General features: G+C 71.9%; 16 protein-coding genes and 1 pseudogene. 11 read left to right on the forward strand and 6 right to left on the reverse strand.

The features are described 5' to 3' along the window. Window positions 1-4: 4 nt before the first annotated feature. Together ACTOQ3_RS20695 and ACTOQ3_RS20700 are read right to left on the reverse strand one after the other, a co-directional pair. A complete protein-coding gene (locus ACTOQ3_RS20695; protein ID WP_440084993.1) occupies window positions 5-304 on the reverse strand; it encodes a (2Fe-2S)-binding protein in 300 nt (99 codons plus the stop codon). Between the two features lie 52 nt (window positions 305-356). After that, window positions 357-1,613: an NAD(P)/FAD-dependent oxidoreductase gene (locus ACTOQ3_RS20700; protein ID WP_440084994.1), complete on the reverse strand. Its 1,257-nt coding sequence runs from the start codon at window positions 1,611-1,613 to the stop codon at window positions 357-359. Window positions 1,614-1,834: 221 nt separating this feature from the next. Here ACTOQ3_RS20700 and ACTOQ3_RS20705 point away from each other — a divergent pair, with 221 nt between their 5' ends. Then, a complete protein-coding gene (locus ACTOQ3_RS20705) occupies window positions 1,835-2,830 on the forward strand; it encodes a COX15/CtaA family protein (RefSeq protein WP_440084995.1) in 996 nt (331 codons plus the stop codon). Window positions 2,831-2,922: 92 nt separating this feature from the next. Further along, a complete protein-coding gene (locus ACTOQ3_RS20710; RefSeq protein WP_440084996.1) occupies window positions 2,923-3,603 on the forward strand; it encodes a SanA/YdcF family protein in 681 nt (226 codons plus the stop codon). 17 nt (window positions 3,604-3,620) lie between these two features. On the opposite strand, the gene ACTOQ3_RS20715 is transcribed toward ACTOQ3_RS20710, so the two are convergent. Both ACTOQ3_RS20715 and ACTOQ3_RS20720 read right to left on the reverse strand, forming a co-directional pair. After that, complete coding sequence (locus ACTOQ3_RS20715) at window positions 3,621-4,880, reverse strand: PrsW family intramembrane metalloprotease (protein ID WP_440084997.1); 1,260 nt, start codon at window positions 4,878-4,880, stop codon at window positions 3,621-3,623. Window positions 4,881-5,295: 415 nt separating this feature from the next. Continuing rightward, window positions 5,296-6,252 carry a heme o synthase gene (locus ACTOQ3_RS20720; RefSeq protein WP_440066033.1) on the reverse strand — a complete coding sequence of 319 codons (957 nt, stop codon included), beginning with the start codon at window positions 6,250-6,252 and terminating at the stop codon, window positions 5,296-5,298. 381 nt (window positions 6,253-6,633) lie between these two features. On the opposite strand from ACTOQ3_RS20720, the gene tkt reads away from it, so the two are divergent. The 6 genes from tkt to pgl are packed head-to-tail and all read left to right on the forward strand — an operon-like array spanning window position 6,634 to window position 14,887. Beyond that, window positions 6,634-8,667: a transketolase gene (tkt, locus tag ACTOQ3_RS20725; protein WP_440085040.1), complete on the forward strand. Its 2,034-nt coding sequence runs from the start codon at window positions 6,634-6,636 to the stop codon at window positions 8,665-8,667. Window positions 8,668-8,669: 2 nt separating this feature from the next. Next, window positions 8,670-9,773, forward strand: a complete 1,104-nt coding sequence (gene tal / locus ACTOQ3_RS20730) for a transaldolase (protein ID WP_440084998.1) — start codon at window positions 8,670-8,672, stop codon at window positions 9,771-9,773. 7 nt (window positions 9,774-9,780) lie between these two features. Then, window positions 9,781-11,409 (forward strand): glucose-6-phosphate isomerase, encoded by a 1,629-nt coding sequence (locus ACTOQ3_RS20735; protein WP_440084999.1) that lies wholly within the window; start codon window positions 9,781-9,783, stop codon window positions 11,407-11,409. Window positions 11,410-11,428: 19 nt separating this feature from the next. After that, the gene (gene zwf, locus ACTOQ3_RS20740) at window positions 11,429-13,144 is read left to right on the forward strand and encodes a glucose-6-phosphate dehydrogenase (protein WP_440085000.1); all 1,716 of its coding nucleotides are present in this window, start codon (window positions 11,429-11,431) and stop codon (window positions 13,142-13,144) included. After that, window positions 13,145-14,056 carry a glucose-6-phosphate dehydrogenase assembly protein OpcA gene (locus tag ACTOQ3_RS20745; protein ID WP_440066029.1) on the forward strand — a complete coding sequence of 304 codons (912 nt, stop codon included), beginning with the start codon at window positions 13,145-13,147 and terminating at the stop codon, window positions 14,054-14,056. 57 nt (window positions 14,057-14,113) lie between these two features. Beyond that, entirely contained in the window at window positions 14,114-14,887 is a 774-nt protein-coding gene (pgl, locus tag ACTOQ3_RS20750; protein ID WP_440085001.1) for a 6-phosphogluconolactonase, read from the forward strand. Between the two features lie 32 nt (window positions 14,888-14,919). Here the strand turns inward: pgl and add are convergent, their stop codons facing one another. Continuing rightward, window positions 14,920-15,954 carry an adenosine deaminase gene (gene add, locus ACTOQ3_RS20755; protein WP_440085002.1) on the reverse strand — a complete coding sequence of 345 codons (1,035 nt, stop codon included), beginning with the start codon at window positions 15,952-15,954 and terminating at the stop codon, window positions 14,920-14,922. Between the two features lie 179 nt (window positions 15,955-16,133). On the opposite strand from add, the pseudogene ACTOQ3_RS20760 reads away from it, so the two are divergent. Further along, window positions 16,134-16,559: pseudogene (locus ACTOQ3_RS20760) on the forward strand (Clp protease N-terminal domain-containing protein); the annotation flags it as partial. Between the two features lie 370 nt (window positions 16,560-16,929). On the opposite strand, the gene ACTOQ3_RS20765 reads toward ACTOQ3_RS20760, so the two are convergent. Next, window positions 16,930-17,961 (reverse strand): GNAT family N-acetyltransferase, encoded by a 1,032-nt coding sequence (locus ACTOQ3_RS20765; protein WP_440085003.1) that lies wholly within the window; start codon window positions 17,959-17,961, stop codon window positions 16,930-16,932. 177 nt (window positions 17,962-18,138) lie between these two features. Here ACTOQ3_RS20765 and ACTOQ3_RS20770 point away from each other — a divergent pair, with 177 nt between their 5' ends. Together ACTOQ3_RS20770 and ACTOQ3_RS20775 are read left to right on the forward strand one after the other, a co-directional pair. Next, window positions 18,139-19,539, forward strand: coding sequence for an NAD(P)/FAD-dependent oxidoreductase (locus ACTOQ3_RS20770; protein WP_440085004.1), 1,401 nt, complete (start codon window positions 18,139-18,141; stop codon window positions 19,537-19,539). 145 nt (window positions 19,540-19,684) lie between these two features. After that, window positions 19,685-21,298 carry an amidohydrolase gene (locus ACTOQ3_RS20775; protein WP_440085005.1) on the forward strand — a complete coding sequence of 538 codons (1,614 nt, stop codon included), beginning with the start codon at window positions 19,685-19,687 and terminating at the stop codon, window positions 21,296-21,298. Window positions 21,299-21,314: the final 16 nt, after the last annotated feature.

The following is a 21,314-nucleotide window of genomic DNA, read 5'->3' on the forward strand; positions in this document are numbered from 1 at the left end:
CCGCTCACCCCTCCCCCTCGTCGTCGCCGGTGGTCACCAGGTCTCCCGGGAGGGCCTCGGTCAGGCAGGCGCGCAGGGACGGGGTCCCGTTCACCGTGACCAGGCAGTCGAAACAGACCCCGATGCCGCAGAACAGCCCGCGCGGGCGCCCGCCGAAACGGGTGGTGCGCCAGGAACGGACGCCCGCGCCGTGCATGGCGGCGCCGACGGTCTGGCCGGGGACCACCGGGACGGGGGTGCCGTCCACGCTGATCTCGAACCCCGGCTCGGGCCGCGCCCTCACCAGGCGGTACGGATCCCTCATCGGGCACCTCCGGCGAAAGGACCCCGGCTCCGGTTCCGGCTCCGTGAGAAGGTCAAGACGCCTCCTTGGCGAAGCGGTCCGGGCGGAAGGGGGCGAGGTCCAGGTCGGGGCGGAGCCCGGCCAGGAGCTGGGCGATCAGGTGGCCGGTGGCCGGGGCCAGGCCGATGCCCGCCCCCTCGTGGCCGCAGGCGTGGTAGAGCCCGGGTGCCCGGGGGTCCTCCCCGATCACCGGAAGGTGGTCCGGGCAGTAGGGGCGGAAACCGCAGTAGGCGCGGATCGCCCGGTACGCCGCCAGAGCGGGGAACAGCTCCACGGCCTGGCGGGCGAGACGTTCGAGCACCGGGACGGAGACCGTGCGGTCGAAGCCGACCCGCTCGCGGCTGGCGCCGATGAGCACCGGCCCCGACGGGGTGCTCTCCACGACGGCGGACGTCTCCAGTCCCTCCGAGTCGCTGGCCACCGCGGTGACGTAGGCGGCGGTGTAGACCTTGTGCCTGATGAGCGGCCCGGCGAGAGGCTCGGTGACCAGGATGAAGCCGCGCCTGGGCAGGATCGGGACGCGCACACCGGCCAGCGCGGCGATCTCGCCGCCCCAGGTGCCCGCGGCGTTGACGACGGCTCCGGCGAGGATGTCGCCGTGGTCGGTGGTGACGCCGGTGACCCGGCCGCCGGCACGGACGAAGCCGGTCACCGTGACGCCGGTCCGCAGCATCAGGGCGCCGCGGCCGAACCGCTCGGCGCCCCTCCGGATGAGCCTGGCCGCCGCCAGCATGGGCTGGACCTGGGCGTCCTGCGGGTAGAACACGCCTCCGGCGAGCCCTTTCGCCAGGTGGGGCTCGTAGTCGCCGAGTTCCCCGGGGGCGACGGCGACGTGCTCGACGCCCTGCTTCGCCGCCAGGCCGGTGAGCGCCGCCAGGATCTCGTCCGTCTCGGCGACCACCAGGCCGCCCTTGGCCTCGAACTCGAACCCCCCGTCCGGCTCGGACCCCTCGCCGCCCGCCGCGGACCCTCCGGCGCGCCCCGCTCCGGCTTCGGCGCCGGGCCCACCGGCGGGCTCGCCCTGCGCCTCACCCTTCGCACCGTCATCGCCCCCGGCCAGGTCTCGCCAGAGCCGGTTGGAGAGCAGCGCCAGGTCGAGCTCGGGTCCCGGTTCCTTGTCGGAGACCAGGATGTTGCCCTCACCCGCACCCGTCGTGCCGCCCGCCACCGCGCCCCGGTCGACGACCACCACGTCCAGTCCCGCGCGGGCGGCGTAGTAGGCGCAGGCGGCACCGACGACTCCGGCGCCGATGACCACGACGTCCGGCATGTCCCACCTCGCTCCCGCGCCTCGGACTCGCCAGTACTATGTCACATACCCTCTATCGGATCAATGCACCAAAACGGGCATCGCAGGCGTGCCGTCGGCCCACGCGCACCCCTACCCACCGGCCCGGACGGCACGCCGCCCCGCCACAGGCGGCCCGCGCCGGCGGCCGGTACCCGGGGTCCGCGGCGGGACCGCGCACCTCGCCACCTAGCATGTGAGCCGTGAACCACCTCCTTGACCGGACCCGCCGGCATGCCGCGAAGTCGGCGCGGATCGTGGGGCCGCCGACCCTCCTCACGCTGCGCCGCTGGGCGCTGGCGGCGGTCGTCGTCAACATCGGGATCACGGTGACGGGCGCCGCGGTACGGGTCAGCGGGTCGGGCCTGGGCTGCCCCACCTGGCCCCGGTGCACGCCGGAGAGCTTCACCCCGGTGGCCCACGCCGAGATCTCCCCGGTGAACATGGCGATCGAGTTCGGCAACCGGATGCTGACCTTCCTGGTGCTGGCCGTCGGCGTGGCCTGCCTGATCGCCGCCCTGCGGCTGCCGGCCCGCCGCCCCGACCTGGTCAGGCTGGCCTGGCTGCAGCCGATCGGCGTGGCCTTCCAGGGGCTCTGGGGCGGCCTGGTCGTGCGCAGCGCGCTCAACCCGGTGACCGTGAGCGTGCACTTCCTGGTCTCCGTCGGCATGATCGCCGCGGCGTACGCGCTGTACGCCCGTGCCGGTCAGGGCCGGAGCGAGAGCGTGTCCCGGCAGCCGGTCCACCGCCACGTCCGCACGCTCGCCTTCGCGCTCGTCGCCGCCGTGTTCGTCCTGCTCGTCGTGGGCGTGGTGGTGACCGGCACCGGGCCGCACTCCGGGGACGAGATGGCCTCCCGGTTCGGCTTCGACATCGAGACCGTGGCGAGGATCCACGCCGACGTCGCCTACGTGGTGGTCGGCCTCACCTTCGCGCTGGCGTTCGCGCTGCACATCACCGACGCGCCCGGGTACGCCCGGCGGGCCTCGTGGACGTTGCTGGGCGTGGAGGCGGCGCAGGGGGTCGTCGGATACGTCCAGTACTTCCTGGGCGTGCCCGCGGCCCTGGTCAACCTGCACGTGCTCGGCGCGACCCTGGTCTGGCTCTGCGCGCTGCGGGTGCTGTTCGCGACCGGCCCGCGCGGGCCGCGCGACGTCCCGGAGGCGGTCACCGGCGAACGCGACACCGTCCGCGTCTGAACCCCCGTCCGCGCACCGCCCGGACGCCGTCCGCACGCCTCCGGAAGCCGTCCGCACTCGACGTGGTCCCGGTACGGCAGGACAATGATCGGATGTCGTCGTCACGCACGATCATGCGGCGTTGCTACCAGGGCGTCGTGCTGCTGAGCGTCCTGGCCGTCGCCCCGATCACCTGGGCCTGGCTGTCCAGCTCCGGCCACCGAGCGGTCGCCGACTCCTCCCCCGGCTGGGTGGCCGGGGTTCCCGAGGCCCCGGTGGCGCTGGTGCTGGGGGCGGGCGTCGTCGGGGGCGTCCCCTCCCCGATGCTGGCCAGACGCCTGGACATCTCCGCGCAGCTCTACCGGGCGGGCAGGGTCGAGGCGATCCTGCTCTCCGGGGACAACAGCCGCAGGGAGTACGACGAGCCGACCGTGATGCGCGACTACCTGCTGGCGAGCGGCGTACCGGCCGGGGCGCTGGTCCTGGACTACGCGGGCTTCGACACCTGGGACTCGTGCGTGCGGGCCCGTACCGTGTTCGGCGCCACCAAGATCACCGTGGTCACCCAGGTGTTCCATCTGCCCAGGGCGGTCACCCTGTGCCGCACGGCGGGCCTGGACACCTTCGGCGTGGGCGACGACTCGTCCAAGCGGTGGGTGTCCACCTACGGCCTCGCCGCCCGTGAGTTCCTCGCCTCGGCGAAAGGTCTCGTCGACTCCGTGCTCCTCGACTCGCCCCCCGTTTTCCCCGGGCCACGCGAGACCACCCTGGAGACCGCGCTCCGGCGGGGGTGAACCCCGGGCAGGACGCCCTACAGGCGGAACGCCCCGCCCTGCGGCGGGTGACCGGGACCGGGGTGACCGGCGGAGCCGCCCTGCGGATGGGGGGAAGCGCCCGCGCCGCCGGGGCCGCCGGAGGTGTGGCCCGCAGTGGCGCTCCCGGCCGCGGGCGACGCGGGAAACCGGGCGCGGGCACCGGCCATGCACTCCAGCAGCGCCCGCTGCTCCTCGTTGAACGTGCGCTCGTCGATCACGTGGCCCCTGGCCCGCTCGTGGAGCAGGCCGAGCTCGGTGGCCGCGAGCTGGTAGTCGCTCATCGCCCGCAGGGCCGTCCTGCCCCCGTGGTTCCTGGCCCACTGCCGGGCCTGGCGGCGGCTGGGCAGGGAGGAGAGCATCGCCACGTCGCCCGAGGAGACCAGCCCCGTCGCCCAGTAGGCGGGCAGGTAGGTCTGGATGAGCCCGATGATGCGCTTGCGGTCGCGGAAGATGATCCAGATCAGCGCGAACAGCACGGCCATCAGCAGCAGGTAGGCGATGGCCAGGCCGCCGATGCCGACGTAGGAGGCGAAGCCGTTCCAGATGCCGTGCAGCAGCATCGCGCCGATCCACCCGGCGGCGATGACGAAGATCCGCCCCGGTCCCCGGCGCTGCGCCGCGTAGGCCACCGCGACACCGATCATGGAGGTGAACAGCGGGTGCGCGAACGGCGAGAGGATCCCGCGCAGCACGACGGTCACCGCCAGGCCCTGCGCGCCCAGCTCGTCGAGCGCGGCCACGTAGTAGCTGACGTTCTCGCTCATGGCGAAGCCGAGGCCGACCATGCTGGCGTAGATGATGCCGTCGGTGGGCCCGTCCAGCTCGGCGCGTTTGAACCTGAGCAGGCCCAGCAGGACCAGGCCCTTCATCGTCTCCTCGACCACCGGGGCGCCGAACGTGGCGGTGAGGTTGCGCGCGTAGTCGTAGCCCAGCCGGACGGTGTTCTCGACGTAGATCAGGTTGAAGGAGTTGATCACCCCGGCGACCAGGACCGCCACGCCCGCGCCCCAGGCGAACGCGAAGAGCAGGTTGGCGCGCGGCTCGGGCTCGATGCGGTCGAGCGCCAGCACCGCGGCCAGCAGCACCGGGACGGGTGCCAGCGCGAGGCCCAGGGCGATGAAGAAGTAGACCGGGTCGCCGTTCAGCACGTCGAAGGAGAACGACACCAGGGCGCACAGTCCCGCCAGGACGAGCCCGACGATCAGCGTGACCGACGGACGGTCCCTGAGCACCCAGCGGGGGTCATGGCCGGCCATGTGGCCACCGTAACCGCTGGCGCTCGCCCCACGGCTCAAACCGGGAGATTACCGCCCGAAGGTTGACGAACCCCGCGCCGATACCGGACCGCTTCCTGCCGTCGGAGCACGGGCACGCCCCGCCGACGACCCTGCGAACCCCGCGAATCCGGCGAAACCGTCCGACCGCCGCGAATCCCGGGAGCGTACCGAGTGATGGGCCGCCCCCGCGGCCGGAGCCGGAATCCGGCTCCCAGGGTTTCCCGAAGACCACGAATCACCCTCCCCACGACCAGGCCCGCCCCGGGCCGGTCAAGAAAACGTCTTCCCCCCGGGAGACGTCTCCCCCGTGGCCGGGGCGCGGAAACGGGCGCACCGGAGGAGAACGTACGTGTGAGATGACTCAGACGGATGTCGGATGAGCGTCAGGCGGACATCAGACGAACATCGAGTCGATGGCGACGGCCAGGAACAGCAGCGCCAGGTAGGCGTTGGACCAGTGGAAGAAGCGCATCGGGCGCAGGTCGACACCGGTCTTGCCCGCGTTGACCCGGCCGAGGAGGCGGTGGACCTCCCACAGGCAGGCCGCGCCCAGGACGGCGGCCACGGCGGGGTAGAGGAGCGTGGTCCCGGCGATCGGCCACAGCAGCAGCGAGCAGAACACCGTGGCCCAGGTGTAGACGATGCTCTCCAGCACCACGCGGCGCTCGGTGGCCACCACAGGAAGCATCGGGACCTTCGCCGCCGCGTAGTCCTCCTTGTAGCGCATCGCGAGGGTCCAGGTGTGCGGGGGCGTCCAGAAGAACACCACGCCGAAGAGCACCACGGGGGCCCAGTCGAGGCTGCCGGTGACGCCCGCCCAGCCGATCAGCACCGGCATGCAGCCGGCGATGCCGCCCCACACCACGTTCTGCGAGGTCCGCCGCTTGAGGATCATCGAGTAGACGAGCACGTAGAACAGGTTCGCGCCCAGCGACAGGCCCGCGGCGAGCCAATTCACCGTCAAGCCGAGTCCAAGAGTGGACAACACACCGAGGATGATCCCGAAGATCAGCGCGTTCGTCGGCGGCACCAGGTCGCGGGCGAGCGGGCGGCGCCGGGTGCGGCGCATGGCCGCGTCGATGTCACGGTCGATGTAGCAGTTCAGCGCGTTCGCGCTGCCGGCCGACAGGGTGCCGAACACCAGCGTGTTGACGGCGATCCACAGCGGCGGCAGGCCTTTGGCCGCCAGGAACATCACCGGCAGCGTCGTGATCAGCAGCAGCTCGATGATCCGCGGCTTCGTGAGGGCGACGTACGCCTTCACGACGTCGCCGAAGGAGCGCGGCGCGGCCTCGGGGACCGTCGTGCCCCCCTCGGGCGGGGCCGTCGATTGCTTGTCGGTGAGCACCATCTAAGGCGCTTCCAGCACGTGCGGGGTCAACGCGTAACCTCTGATTAGAGCGGATCCGTGAATGCGGGCACCAGCCAGCCTTGAGGACTCACTGTAGTTGCAGGGGGGGCCGGTCCCGGCACGGGGTGCGGAAGCGGCGCGAGGGGGCTCCCATCCGGGAGGCGCGCCGCCTGCGGATCCCGCGGACCCGCCCCGGGTAGGCCTGCGCCACGGTGGCCAGGTCGAAACCGTTAGGGTCCGGTGTGGGCGGGAAATACCAGACCGGCGCCGCCAATCAGACGATTAGATCCGGAGATCGAGCACTTGAGCAGTGAACTCGTGCCAGCCCTCGAATGGAGCGACCTGGACCGCCGCGCGGTCGACGTCGTACGGGCCCTGGCCATGGACGCGGTAGAGAAGGCGGGATCGGGTCACCCCGGCACCGCGATGAGCCTGGCGCCGGCTGCGTACCTGCTGTTCCAGCAGGTGATGCGGCACGACCCGTCAGATCCCTCGTGGGCGGGCCGTGACCGGTTCGTCCTTTCCGCGGGTCACAGCAGCCTGACCCTCTACATCCAGCTCTTCCTGTCGGGGTACGGCCTCAGCCTGGACGACCTCAAGGGGCTGCGCCAGTGGGAGAGCCTGACCCCGGCCCACCCCGAGCACGGCCACACCGTCGGCGTCGAGACCACCACCGGCCCGCTCGGCCAAGGAATCGGCAACGCGGTCGGCATGGCGATGGCCGCCCGCCGCGAGCGCGGCCTGTTCGACCCGGACGCCGCCCCGGGCGCGAGCCCGTTCGACCACAACATCTGGTGCATCGCCTCCGAGGGCGACATCGAGGAGGGCATCAGCCACGAGGTGAGCGCCCTCGCGGCCCACCAGCGGCTGGGCAACCTCACCGTCGTCTTCGACAGCAACCACATCTCGATCGAGGACGACACCCAGATCGCGCTGAGCGAGGACGTCGTCGCGCGCTACGAGGCGTACGGCTGGCACACCCAGACCGTCGACTGGACCCGGACGGGCGACTACGTCGAGGACGTCGAGGCGCTGCACCAGGCGCTGGAGGCCGCTCGCGCCGAGACCGGCAGGCCGTCGTTCATCCGGCTGCGCACGATCATCGGCTGGCCCGCCCCCAACAAGCAGAACACCGGCAAGATCCACGGCTCGGCGCTGGGCGCCGACGAGGTCGCCGCGACCAAGAAGATCATGGGCTTCGACGTCGAGAAGAGCTTCGACGTCCCCGCCGAGGTCCTGGAGCACTCCCGTGAGGTCGTCAAGCGCGGCCGGGCCGTGCGCGCCGAGTGGGACAAGCTCTACGAGAGCTGGCGCGAGGCCAATCCCGAGCGCGCCGCCGAGTTCGACCGCATCTCCGCGCGAAAGCTCCCGGCGGACTGGACCGAGGCGCTGCCGTCCTTCGAGATCGGCTCCTCCGTCGCCACCCGCAAGGCCTCCGGCGAGGTGCTCAGCGCCCTCGCGCCGGTGCTGCCCGAGCTGTGGGGCGGCTCGGCCGACCTGGCCGAGTCCAACAACACCACGATGAAGGGCGAGCCGTCCTTCATTCCCGAGGAGTTCCAGACCAAGGAGTTCCCCGGCGGCCCCTACGGCCGCACGCTGCACTTCGGCATCCGCGAGCACGGCATGGGGGCGATCCTCAACGGCATCGCGCTGCACGGCGGCACCCGCCCGTACGGCGGCACGTTCCTGGTGTTCAGCGACTACATGCGCCCGGCCGTGCGGCTGGCGGCGCTGATGAGGCTGCCGGTCACCTACGTGTGGACGCACGACTCCATCGGCCTGGGCGAGGACGGCCCGACGCACCAGCCCGTCGAGCACCTGTGGTCGCTGCGCGCCATCCCCGGCCTCGACGTGGTCCGCCCGGCCGACGCCAACGAGACGGCCGCCGCCTGGCAGGTCGTGCTCGAGCACAACGACCGCCCGGCCGCGCTGGCGCTGACCCGCCAGAACCTGCCGGTCTTCGAGGGCACCGGCGACGCGGAGAAGGTCGCCCGCGGCGGTTACGTCCTGCGGGACGCCTCCGACGGGCAGCCCTCGGTGGTCCTGATCGGTACCGGCTCCGAGGTCGAGATCGCCCTCGGTGCCCGCGAGATCCTGGAGGCGCAGGGCATCGCCACCCGGGTCGTGTCGATGCCGTGCGTGGAGTGGTTCCAGGCCCAGGACGCGGCCTACCGGCAGACGGTGCTGCCCTCCTCGGTGCGCGCCCGCGTGGCGGTGGAGGCGGGAATCTCGCTGGGCTGGCGGGAGTTCGTGGGAGACGAGGGCGTGGTGGTCGGCCTGGAGCACTTCGGTGCCTCGGCCCCCTACAAGACCCTCTACGAACAGTTCGGCCTGACCGCCGAGCGCGTGGCCGCCGCCGCCAAGGCGAGCCTCGCCAAGACCGGAGCCGACAAGGGCGAGACGACGGGAAACTGATCATGAGTGAGATCCTGAAGAAGCTCTCCGAGCAGGGCGTCTCCATCTGGCTGGACGACATCAGCCGCGAGCGCCTGCGTACGGGCAACCTGCAGTCCCTGATCCGCGACAAGCACGTGGTCGGCGTCACCTCCAACCCGACGATCTTCGCGTCGGCGCTGAGCAAGGGCGACGCCTACGACGGCCAGCTGCACGACCTGAAGATCCGCGGCGTCGACGTCGAGGAGGCCGTGCGGGCCATCACCACGTACGACATCCGCTGGGCCGCCGACGTGCTGAGGCCGGTCTACGACGCCACCGGCCAGGTGGACGGCCGGGTGTCGATCGAGGTCGACCCTCGCCTGTCCAGGGAGACCGACAAGACCGTCGCCGAGGCGCGCGCGCTGTGGTGGCTGGTCGACCGGCCCAACCTGTTCATCAAGATCCCCGCCACCGTCGAGGGCCTGCCCGCGATCACCCAGGCGATCTCCGAGGGCATCAGCGTCAACGTCACGCTGATCTTCTCCCTGGAGCGCTACCGCGCCGTGATGGACGCCTGGCTGACCGGCCTGGAGCAGGCGAAGGTCAACGGCCTGGACCTGGCGAACATCGAGTCCGTGGCCTCGTTCTTCGTCAGCCGGGTGGACGGCGAGATCGACAAGCGCCTGGACAAGATCGGCACTCCCGAGGCCCTCGCGCTGAGGGGCAAGGCCGCCGTCGCCAACGCCCGCCTGGCCTTCGCCGCCTTCGAGGAGGTCGTCGAGTCCTCGCGCTGGCAGGCGCTGGCCGCGGCCGGCGCCCGTCCGCAGCGCCCGCTGTGGGCCTCCACCGGCACGAAGAACCCCGACTACCCCGACACCCTCTACGTCGACCAGCTGGTCACCTCCGGCACGGTCAACACGATGCCGGAGAAGACCCTCGACGCGACGGCCGACCACGGCGGCATCACCGGTGACACGGTCCGCTCCTCCTACGAGGAGGCCTGGAACACCATGGCCGCGCTCAAGGAGGCCGGCATCGACTACGACGACGTCGTGCGGTTCCTGGAGGAGGACGGCCTGGACAAGTTCGAGGCCTCCTGGAAAGAGCTGCTGGAGACCGTCTCCTCCGAGCTGAAGAAGGCGTGAGGAACATATGTCAGTGTCCGTAACGTTCGGCGACGACGACCTCACCGAGCAGGCCGGGGAGACCGCCGGGCAGCTCGTCTCCGAGGGGGTTCCCCAGGCCCTGGCCTCCGGCGACGCCACGCTGTGGGGCCAGGAGGCCCAGGCCGAGGCGGCCGTCCGCCTCGGCTGGCTCAACCTCCCGGCGACGAGCAGGCAGCTGCTTCCCGAGATCGGCGCGCTGGTGGAGCGGGCCCGTGCCGAGGGCCTGGACCACGTGGTCCTGGCGGGCATGGGCGGCTCCTCCCTCGCCCCCGAGGTCATCACCGCCTCCGCCGACGTGCCCCTGACCGTGCTCGACACCACCGACCCCGGCCAGGTGCGCCGCGCGCTGGAGGACCGGCTGGAGAGCACGATCCTGGTCGTCGCCAGCAAGAGCGGCGGCACGGTCGAGACCGACAGCCACCGGCGGATCTACGAGAAGGCCTTCCGCGACGCGGGGATCGACCCGGCGAGCAGGATCGTCGTCGTCACCGACCCCGGCTCGCCCCTGGAGCTGAGCGCCCGCGAGGCGGGCTACCAGGTGATCCTGGCCGACCCGAACGTGGGCGGCCGCTACAGCGCCCTGACCGCGTTCGGCCTGGTGCCCAGCGCGCTGGCGGGCGCCGACGTCGAGCGGCTGCTCGACGACGCGGCCGAGGTGGCGCCGCTGCTGTCGCGGACCGAGGGCAACCCCGGCCTCGACCTCGGCGCCGCCCTGGGCGCCGCCGCGGCGGCCGGTCGCGACAAGCTCGTGATCGAGGACAGCCTGTCGGAGATCAACGGCCTGCCCGACTGGATCGAGCAGCTGGTCGCCGAGTCCACCGGCAAGTCCGGCAAGGGCATCCTGCCCGTCGTGGGCGCCGACCCGGGTGACGCCGACGACGAGCTGCTCGCCGGGATCGACACCGACGCCGCCGTGACCGTCGTCGGCCCGCTGGGCGCGCAGTTCCTCGTCTGGGAGTACGCCACGGCCGTCGCGGGCCGCGTCCTCGGCATCGACCCGTTCAATCAGCCGAACGTGGCCGAGTCCAAGGAGAACACCGCCAAGCTGCTGGACCGGGCCGAGCTGCCGGTCGGCACGCCGCTCCTGGTCGACGGCCCGGTGGAGGTGTACGGCGAGTTCCCCGGCTCCGAGGACGTCAAGGACCTGTCGGACGTGCTCACCCGGCTGCTGGAGTCGATCCCCGACCGCGGTTACCTCGCGGTGATGGCCTACCTCGACCGTGAGGCGGCCTTCGACGCCCCGTATCCCGACGGCGCCTCGTTCGAGGAGATGACGGACGTGTGGAGCGGGGCCGACCCGGCCACGTTGCGCGGGATGCTCGCGATCCGCACCGAACGCCCGGTCACCTTCGGCTGGGGCCCTCGTTTCCTGCACTCCACCGGCCAGTACCACAAGGGCGGTCCGCAGAACGGGGTGTTCCTGCAGATCACCGGGGCCGTCGAGAACGACCTCGAGGTCCCCGGCAAGCCCTACACGCTGGGCCGCCTCCAGCTCGCCCAGGCACTGGGCGACCAGGGCGCGCTGGCCAGCCGCGGGCGTCCCACCGTACGGCTGCACCTGACCGACCGCGCCACCGGAGTCGCGCGGCTGCTCGCCGCCGCGCGGGAGGTCTGATGGGCCGCTGGAGGTTCGCATGAGCAAGGGGAACTCCCGAACGAGTGCCGGGGAGACCGGGCACGCCGAGGAGAACGTCACGACGGAAGCCGTCGTGGGCACGACGGACGCCGGCGCCGGCACGCCGGACGCCTCGACGGCGGGCACGCCGGAGGTGACGCCCACGGCCACCACGGCCACCGCCGCCGCGACCGTCGGCATCACCGAGGCACTGGTCGACGCCAACCCGCTGCGCGACCCGCGCGACAAGCGCCTGCCGCGCGTGGCGGGGCCGTGCGTGCTGGTGCTGTTCGGCGTGACCGGCGACCTGGCGCGCAAGAAGCTGCTGCCGGCGATCTACGACCTGGCGAACCGCGGGCTGCTGCCCCCCGGCTTCTCCCTGGTCGGCTTCGCCCGCCGCGACTGGAAGGACCAGGACTTCGCGCAGCTGGCGCACGACGCCGTCAAGGAGCACGCGCGGACGCCGTTCCGCGAGGAGGTCTGGAAGCAGCTGTCGGAGGGCATCTTCTTCTGCCGGGGCGAGTTCACCGACGACGGCGCGTTCGACGCGCTGTCGATGATGCTCAAGGAGATCGACCAGACCCGGGGCACCGGCGGCAACTACGGCTTCTACCTGTCGGTGCCGCCGAAGTTCTTCCCGGTCGTGGTCCAGCAGCTGAAGCGGACCGGCCTGGCCGACGGCCCCGCCGGATCCTGGCGCCGGGTGGTGATCGAGAAGCCCTTCGGGCACGACCTGCAGAGCGCCCAGGAGCTCAACGCGATCACCAGCGCGGTCTTCCCGGAGAGCTCGGTGTTCCGCATCGACCACTACCTGGGCAAGGAGACGGTCCAGAACATCCTGGCGCTGCGGTTCGCCAACAACCTGTTCGAACCGATCTGGAACCGCAGTTACGTCGACCACGTGCAGATCACGATGGCCGAGGACATCGGCATCGGCGGCCGGGCGGGTTACTACGACGGCATCGGCGCGGCCCGCGACGTGATCCAGAACCACCTGCTGCAGCTGCTGGCCCTGGTCGGCATGGAGGACCCGACGTCGTTCGGGGCCGACTCGCTGCGCAGGGAGAAGGAGAAGGTCCTCAAGGCGCTGCGGCTGCCGTCGGACCTGTCGCTGGCCACCGCGCGCGGCCGCTACGGGTCCGGCTGGCAGGGCGGCGAGCCGGTCATCGGCTACACCCAGGAGGAGGGCATCCCGCCCGACTCGATCACCGAGACGTACGCCGCCATCAAGGTGGAGATCGCCAACCGGCGCTGGGCCGGGGTGCCGTTCTACCTGCGCACCGGCAAGCGGCTCGGCCGCCGGGTCACCGAGGTGGCCGTGGTGTTCCAGCGGGCGCCGCACCTGCCGTTCAGCAAGGACGACACCGAGATCCTGGGGCAGAACGCCCTGGTCATCCGGGTGCAGCCGGACGAGGGCATCACGGTGCGGTTCGGCTCCAAGGTGCCCGGCACCGCGATGGAGGTCAGGGACGTCTCGATGGACTTCGCCTACGGCGAGTCGTTCATGGAGTCCTCCCCCGAGGCCTACGAGCGGCTGCTGCTGGACGTGCTGATCGGCGACCCGCCGCTCTTCCCGCACCAGCGCGAGGTCGAGCTGTCATGGATGATCCTCGACCCGATCGAGGAGTTCTGGAGCACCCAGGGCCCGCCGGAGGAGTATCCCGCGGGCACGTGGGGGCCGGCCTCGGCCGACGAGATGATGGCCCGTGACGGGCGTGCCTGGAGGCGGCTGTAGATGACCAGTTTCATGCTCAGCGGCACGAACGCCTCGAAGATCTCCTCGCAGCTCACCCACCTGCGTCACCAGATGGGCACCCCGGCGGTCGGCATGGTGCTGACCCTGGTGGTGGTCTGCGGCGAGAGCGACCAGTACGACGCGGTCCGGGCGGCGACCGAGGCGGCCAGGGAACACCCCTCCCGGATACTGGTCGTCATCCCCCGCGACTCGGAGGAGCCCAACCGGCTCGACGCCGAGATCCGGTTCGGTGAGTCGACCCCGGGCGAGGTGATCCTGCTCCGCCTGTACGGGGAGCTGACCAGGCACGCCGACTCGGTGGTCAGCCCGCTGCTGCTCACCGACACCCCGGTGGTGGCCTGGTGGCCCAGCGACTGTCCCGAGGTTCCTTCCAAGGACCCGATCGGCATGCTGGCCCAGCGCCGCATCATCGACGCGCGGTCGGCGGCCGACTCGGTCCAGGCGATCACCGGCCGGGCCCGTGGTTACGTGCCCGGCGACACCGACCTGGCCTGGACCCGGCTGACGACGTGGCGGAGCCTGCTGGCCGCCGCGTTCGACCAGCCGGTGGGCAAGGTCAAGCGGGGCACCGTGGAGGCCGTGTCCGGTCATGCCAGCGCCCTGCTGCTGGCGGCCTGGCTCGGCGACCGCCTCGGCGCCTCCGTGAAGGTCTCCGAGTCCCCCGGGCCCGGCCTGACCGCGGTCAAGCTGGTCTCGGCCGAGGGTGACATCACCGTCGTCCGGAGCGACGGCCGCATGGCCACGCTGTCGCGTCCCGGCCAGCCGGACCGCAGGGTCGCCCTGACCCGGCGCCCGACGTCGGAGCTGCTCGCCGAGGAGCTGCGGCGGCTGGACCCCGACGAGATCTACGCGGCCGCGATCAAGCGACTCGCCCAGACCAAGAAGTCCTGAGCCGCGAGTGCCCCGCGGCCACGGCCGCGGGGCACCTCCTTTCGAAAGAGAAGTCCCGTGAGCGTTCCCACCGTGATCACCCACCGCGACGCCGACGTGCTCGCCAAGGCCGTCGCCGCCCGGGTGATCGTCCGAGCCGTCGACGCCCAGTCGGCCAAGGGCTCGGCCCATCTGGTCCTGACCGGCGGGACCGTCGGCATCGCCACCCTCGCCGAGATCGCCGCCTCCCCCGCCAGGGACGCCGTCGACTGGCGCAAGGTGGACATCTGGTGGGGTGACGAGCGTTTCCTGCCGAGCGGCGACGCCGAGCGCAACGAGACCGGCGCCCGCAAGGCCCTGCTCGACCACCTCGACCTCGACCCCGAGCGGGTCCACGTGATGCGCGGCCCCGACTCCGGCATGACCGCCGAGGAGTCGGCCGAGGCGTACGCCGAGGAGCTGCGTCGGGCGGCGCGCCCCGAGGACCACGGCCCGGCCCCGTCGTTCGACCTCATGATGCTGGGCATGGGCCCGGACGGCCACGTCGCCTCGCTGTTCCCCGGTATGCCCGCCCTGTACGACACCCGCCCGGTGGTGGCGGTGCACGGCTCGCCCAAGCCTCCGCCCATCCGCGTCTCGCTGACGCTGCCGGTCATCCAGGGCTCCCGCGAGGTGTGGGTGATCGCCGCCGGCGAGGAGAAGGCGGGAGCGGTACGGCTGGCGCTGTCGGACTCGGGAACCATGCAGGTCCCGGCCGCCGGTGCCCGGGGTCGTCAGCGCACCCTCTTCCTGCTGGACAGGGCCGCGGCCTCCAAGATCCCTTCGAGCCTGAGCCGGATCTCCTCCCCCTGACCCCGGCTCTCGCCGTCGCCGCCCGTGGGCTGTCAGAGCGCCGTCCCTGAGTGCTGGGCGGCGACGGTGTCGATCTCGGCGTGGAGCTCCTTCTTGTCCGCCCGGTCCATCGACGAGGCCTCGACGGCGTTGCGGGCCAGGGTGGTGAGGGTCTCGCGGTCCAGGCCCAGTTTGTCGGCGGCGACGCGATACTCGCGGCTCAGGGTGGTGGCGAACATGGGCGGGTCGTCGCTGTTGAGGGTGACGAACAGGCCCTCCTCGATCATGCGGGGCAGCGGGTGCTCCTCGACGCGGGCGACCTGGCCGGTGCAGACGTTGGAGGTGGGGCAGACCTCCAGGGGGATCTGGGTCTCGCGAAGGTGGGCGACGAGGCGAGGGTCGTCCACGCAGGAGGTGCCGTGGCCGATCCGCTCGGCGCCCAGGAGGTCGAGGGCCTCCCAGATGGTCTCGGGGCCGGTCATCTCCCCCGCGTGCGGCAGGCTGCGCAGCCCGGCGGCGGTGGCGGCGCGGAAGGCGTCCGCGAAGACGTCACGATACTTCGGGCGTTCCTGCTCGATTCCGGCCAGTCCGAAACCTACCAATGCCTGGGGAGGTTCCTGCAGCGCGTGGTCCAGGGTGACCCGGGCCGCCTCGGCTCCGTACTCACCGGGGATGTCGAACACGTACGCCATCCGCACCCCGTGCTCCTCGCGGGAGCGCCGGGCGGCCAGGTCGAGCGCCTCGGTGACCTCCCGCATCGGCATGCCGACGACGTGGTGGGCGTACGGCGTGACGGTCAGCTCGACGTGGCGGCCGTTCTGCGGGGCGAGGTCGGCGGCCAGCCCGAGCACCAGGGTCGCCACGTCCTCCGGCTCGCGGACCAGGGCGTTGACCGCCTGGTAGATCCGGGCGAAGTGCGGGAAGTCGGTGAACCTGTAGAAGGCCCGCAGCTCCTCCTCGTCCGTGGGGACGCCCCCGTCGGGGTGGCGGCGGGCGAGCTCCAGCACGGTGGGGACCGAGGCGGAGCCGATCAGGTGGACGTGGAGCTCGACCTTGGGCAGGGCGTCGATGAAGGCGTCGATCGTCATGCGGGGACCCTACGCACGCCGCCCCCGGACGCGAAAGCCATTTCCCTCAAATCTAACCCTAAAATGTAAGCTTTCCCCGACACGGGGCCGGGAATTGCCGGGGGAGATGTCCTCCCGCTCACCGGCCGTCTGGCGCATAGTGGGGGCAGGCACCTCGACACCCCTCACGGAGGCTTCCCGTGTTCGAGCGCTTCACCGACCGTGCCCGCCGTGTCGTGGTCCTGGCACAGGAGGAGGCCAGGCGACTGCGCCACGGCCACATCGGCACCGAGCACATCCTGCTCGGACTGGTCCTCGAGCAGGACGGCGTCGCCGGTCGCGCCCTGCGGGCCTCCGGCATCAGCGGCGAGCGTGTCAGGAACGACGTGGAGGAGATCATCGGCAGGGGCGACGAGAGCCCCGGCGGCCACATCCCGTTCACCCAGCGCGCCAAGAAGGTGCTCGAGCTGTCCCTGCGCGAGGCGCTCGGCCTGCACCACACCTACATCGGCACCGAGCACATCCTGCTCGGGCTGATCCGCGAGGGCGAGGGCGTGGCCGCCCAGGTGCTGACGGGGCAGGGCGCGCGCCTCGAGGCCGTACGCGCCCAGGTGATCTCGCTGCTCGGGCGGCGCGACCCCGAGCGCGCGGTGACGGCGGAGGAGGGCTTCCACGTCATGGGAGCGACGTTCTCCGCCAGGCTGGAGCGCATCCAGGAGAGCCTGGACCGGATCGAGCGCAGGCTGGACGCCATCGAGACCTCCCGCGACACCGGCGGCGCCTCTCGCGACGGCACCACCACCACCGGCGGAGACGATGGCGACGCCGGTACGCCCCGGGACGATGACGACGTCTCCGGCGTGCCCCGCACCCCGGAGTCCCCGCCCCAGGAGGGGCAGGCCTCCTGAGGCGGGAACGCGGAAGAGTCGGAAGAGTGCGGCCTCCCCGCTTCGGGACCCCTGAGCGATCTCGAAACGGGAAGGCCACGCGATGGGGTCAGCTCGGGGATGCCGTCGCCATCACGCCCACGGCCAGCCTGGCCTCCACCACGCCGGGGTCCTCGGTGTAGCTCAGGGTCGCGCCGAGCGAGACCAGGAGCCTGCGCATGCGCACGTTGTCGGACAGCAGGGTCGCCCTGACCTCGGCGAAGCCCAGGTCGCGGGCCTGGCGGACGAGCATCCCGGCCAGCGCCGTCCCCAGCCCCCTGCCCTGCCAGCGGTCCTCGACCAGGAACGCCATCTCCGCGATGCCGGGATCCGGGGTGAACATCAGGTTGGCGAGACCGACGACCTGGCCGTCGTGTCCGGCGACGATCGAGTGGCCCCGGCTGCGGTCGCAGAGCCGGTCGAAGACCTTCGGCGGCAGCACCGGCATCGAGGTGAAGTAGCGGAACCTGCGGGCCTCCGGCGAGCAGCGGTCGTGCAGGTCGCGTACGGCCTCGCGGTAGAGCCGGGTGAGCGGGCGGACACTGACCTCGACGCCGTCGGAGAGCGTGATCTCGCGGTCGGTCCCGGACTGCTCGACGGGGGGCTGCGCCAGGCGGACGAAGGAGGCCGCGCGGGCGGCCTCGGTCAGGGTGAACGGCAGCTCGGCCCGGCGGATCCTGATCGCGCGGCGCGGTGCCACGGGCACGGTCAGCAGGGTCGGGTCCGGAAGATCGCTCATCTCCGAACCGTAGACCCAGCGGGAGTCGTCGGCGCGCAGCAGCTCCCCCAGCAACTCGGGCAGGCGCCAGGGCGTCATGCGCAGCCGGGAGGCGAGCAGGAGGACGCGGGTGGGCTCGTCGGTCAGCTCGTGGGCGGTGGCGGTGACGACCTGGACCCGGCGCCCGCCGGCGGCCTCCAGCGCCTCGCGCACCGCCTCGGCCCCGGCGGGGATGTCCGTGACGAACTCGTCGACCGTGCCGTCCACGTCGGTCTGCACGCTCAGACCCAGGATGTTGCCACCCTTGGCGGCGAGCGCGGCGGCCAGCGAGGCGAGCCGTCCCGGTCGCTCGTCAACGGTCGTACGAATCCTCAGAAACCCCATCAGAATGCTCCCTCTGTTGGGGGATAGCCTTTCCTGACACTGTTACGGGACTGCTACACATGAGTGAGCCCATCGTTACGTCTAGGAAGATCCTTGTTACGCGGCAGTACGGCGTTTCTGCAACGGTTTCCGTTGACAGGCACACCTAGATAGACGGATATAGCAGGATATGAGGCCATGAGCACGCGCGTTCCCCTGGCTGGGGACTTCGTCAACGGAGACGTCTCCTTCTGGTACCGCTCCCTCGGCATCCCCTCCCCCGGTGCCCCCCTCGCCGGAGACCTCGACGCCGACGTGGCCATCGTCGGCGCCGGCTACACGGGCCTGTGGACCGCCTACTACCTGAAGAAGGCGAGCCCCGGTCTGCGGGTCGTCGTACTGGAGAAGGAGTTCGCCGGGTACGGCGCCTCCGGGCGCAACGGCGGCTGGCTGGTCGGCGAGCTGGCCGGCACCCCCGAGCGCTACGCCAGGACGCACGGCGCGGACGCGGCCAGGCGGCTGCAGCGGGTGATGTTCGAGACCGTCGACGAGGTCGTCGCCGTCGCCGAGGACGAGAAGATCGACGCCGACATCGTCAAGGGCGGCGTCACCACGGTCGCCACCAACACCGCCCAGGACCGGCGGCTGCACCAGTTGCTCGCCCACGAGCGCCACTGGGGCTGGACCGAGGAGGACGTGCGGCTGCTCGACCCCGCCGAGCGGGAGGAGCGCCTGCGGGTGGACGGCGCGGTCAGCGCGATCTGGAGCCCGCACTGCGCCAGGATCCAGCCCGCCAAGCTGGCCAGGGGCCTGGCCGAGACCGTGCGGAACCTCGGGGTGGAGATCCTCGAACGCACCCCGGTCACCGAGATCGCCCCGCGCGAGGCCCGCACGCCGTACGGCACCGTCCGCGCCGAGTACGTCATCCGCGCCACCGAGGGCTTCACCGCCGAGCTGAGGCAGTACCACCGGACGTGGCTGCCGATGAACAGCTCGATGATCGTCACCGAGCCGCTGGGCGCGCTGTGGGACGAGATCGGCTGGGCGGGACACGAGCTGCTCGGCGACATGGCGCACTACTACATGTACGCCCAGCGCACCGCCGACGGCAGGATCGCGTTCGGCGGGCGCGGCAAGCCCTACCTGTACGGATCCCGGGTGGACGACCGGGGCCACACCCACGAGTGGACGATCGAGGCGCTCTGGGAGCTGCTGACCGGGATGTTCCCCGCGCTCCGGGCCTCCCGGGTGGCGCACGCCTGGTCCGGGGTGCTCGGGGTGCCCCGCGACTGGTGCGCCACCGTGCACGTCGACCACACCACCGGCATCGGCTGGGCGGGTGGCTACACCGGACACGGGGTGACCACGACCAACCTCGCCGGCCGTACCCTGCGCGACCTGATCCTGCGCGAGGACACCGAGCTGGCGTCCCTGCCCTGGGTGGGCCGCAAGGTGCGAGGCTGGGAGGTGGAACCGCTGCGGTGGCTCGGCGTGCACGCCATGTACGACCTCTACCGCCGGGCCGACGCCAGGGAGAAGGCGGGGCTCGGCCGCACCTCGGTGCTGGCCCGCGTCGCCGACTCCATCACCGGACGCTGAACCGGCTCATCACCGGACACTGAGAGCATCGCCGTACCCCGAGCACGCCGAGCACGCCGAAAACGCTGAAAACGCCGAGCACGCTGAGACCACGGACGCCGAGGAGAGCCATGACCTGCCCGCCCGCCACCCGAGTGGGAACCGAGTGAACGACATCCTCTTCCGCGGCGGCCGGGTCTTCCTCGCCGCCGACGCCTTCGCCGAGGCGGTGCTGGTCCGGGACGGCCGCGTCGCCGCCGTGGGCGCGGAGTCCGACGTCGTACGACTGGCCGCCCCCGGCCACGAGACCGTCGACCTGGACGGCGGGCTGCTCACCCCCGGCTTCACCGACGCGCACCTCCACCCGGTGCAGGCGGGCCTGGAGCGGGCCAGGTGCGACCTGTCCGCGGTCTACGGCCTGCCGGAGTATCTGGAGCGGATCACCGCCTATGCCGCCTCCCGTCCCGGCCACGAGTGGATCGACGGCGGCGGCTGGGACATGTCGGCCTTCCCCGGCGGCCTGCCGCACCGCTCCCAGCTCGACGTCGTCGACCGGCCGGTCTACCTGATCCAGCGCGACCACCACGCCGCCTGGGTGAACAGCCGGGCCCTGGAGCTGGCCGGGATCACCCGCGACACCCCCGACCCCGCCGACGGCAGGATCGAGCGCGACGCCGACGGCACGCCGAGCGGCGTGCTGCACGAGGGCGCGATGGACCTGGTCGGCCTGCTCACCCCCCGCCCCACGGCGAGGGACCTGCACGACGCGCTGATGGAGGCCCAGGACCACCTTTTCTCCCTCGGCGTCACCGGCTGGCAGGACGCCATCGTCGGCTCCTACGCGGGCTCCGACGACCAGCTGCCCACGTACGTCTCGGCGGCGGCCTCCGGCGCGCTGCGGGCCCGCGTGGTGGGCGCGCTGTGGTGGGACCGGGCGCGCGGCGCCGAGCAGATCCCCGAGCTGCTGGAACGGCGCCGCTCCGCCGAGGGCCTGGAGCGGTTCCGCGCCACCTCGGTGAAGATCATGCAGGACGGCATCACCGAGAACTTCACCGCCGCGGTGATCGAGCCCTACTGCCGCTGCGGCGGCACCGGCCTGTCGTACGTCGACCCGGCGCTGCTGAGGGAGTACGTCGCCGAGCTGGACCGGCACGGCTTCCAGGTGCACTTCCACGCCATCGGCGAGCGGGCCGTCCGCGAGGCGCTGGACAGCCTCGAGGGGACCGACCCGGCCAACCGGCACCACATCGCGCACCTGCAGATCGTCGAGCCGTCCGACGTGCCGCGCTTCGCCGAGCTCGGCGTGACCGCCAACCTGCAGCCGCTGTGGGCCACCCACCACGCCCAGATGGACGAGCTCACCCTCCCCTTCCTGGGCGAGGAGCGCTCCGCCTGGCAGTACCCGTTCGCCGACCTGCGGCGCAACGGCACCCTGTTCTGCGCGGGCAGCGACTGGCCGGTCTCCGACGCCGACCCGATCCAGGGCATGCACGTGGCCGTCAACCGCACCGAACCCGGCGGCTCGGTGCACGCGGGCTACCCGACGGCGCAGACCCCCTTCCTGCCCGGCCAGCGTCTCACCCTGGCCACCGCGCTGACGGCCTACACCGCGGGCTCGGCCCGGATCAACCACGACGACGACGCGGGCACCATCGTCCCCGGCAACCGCGCCGACCTGGTCGTCCTGGACCGCGACCCGTTCACCGAACCCGCCGCCGACATCTGGCGCACCAGGGTCGCCATGACCTTCGTCGACGGCCAGGAGGTCTACCGCCGCTGACCTCTCCCAGCGGTGA

The sequence above is a fragment of the Streptosporangium sp. LJ11 genome (assembly GCF_051918945.1).
Classification (GTDB): Bacteria; Actinomycetota; Actinomycetes; order Streptosporangiales; family Streptosporangiaceae; genus Streptosporangium.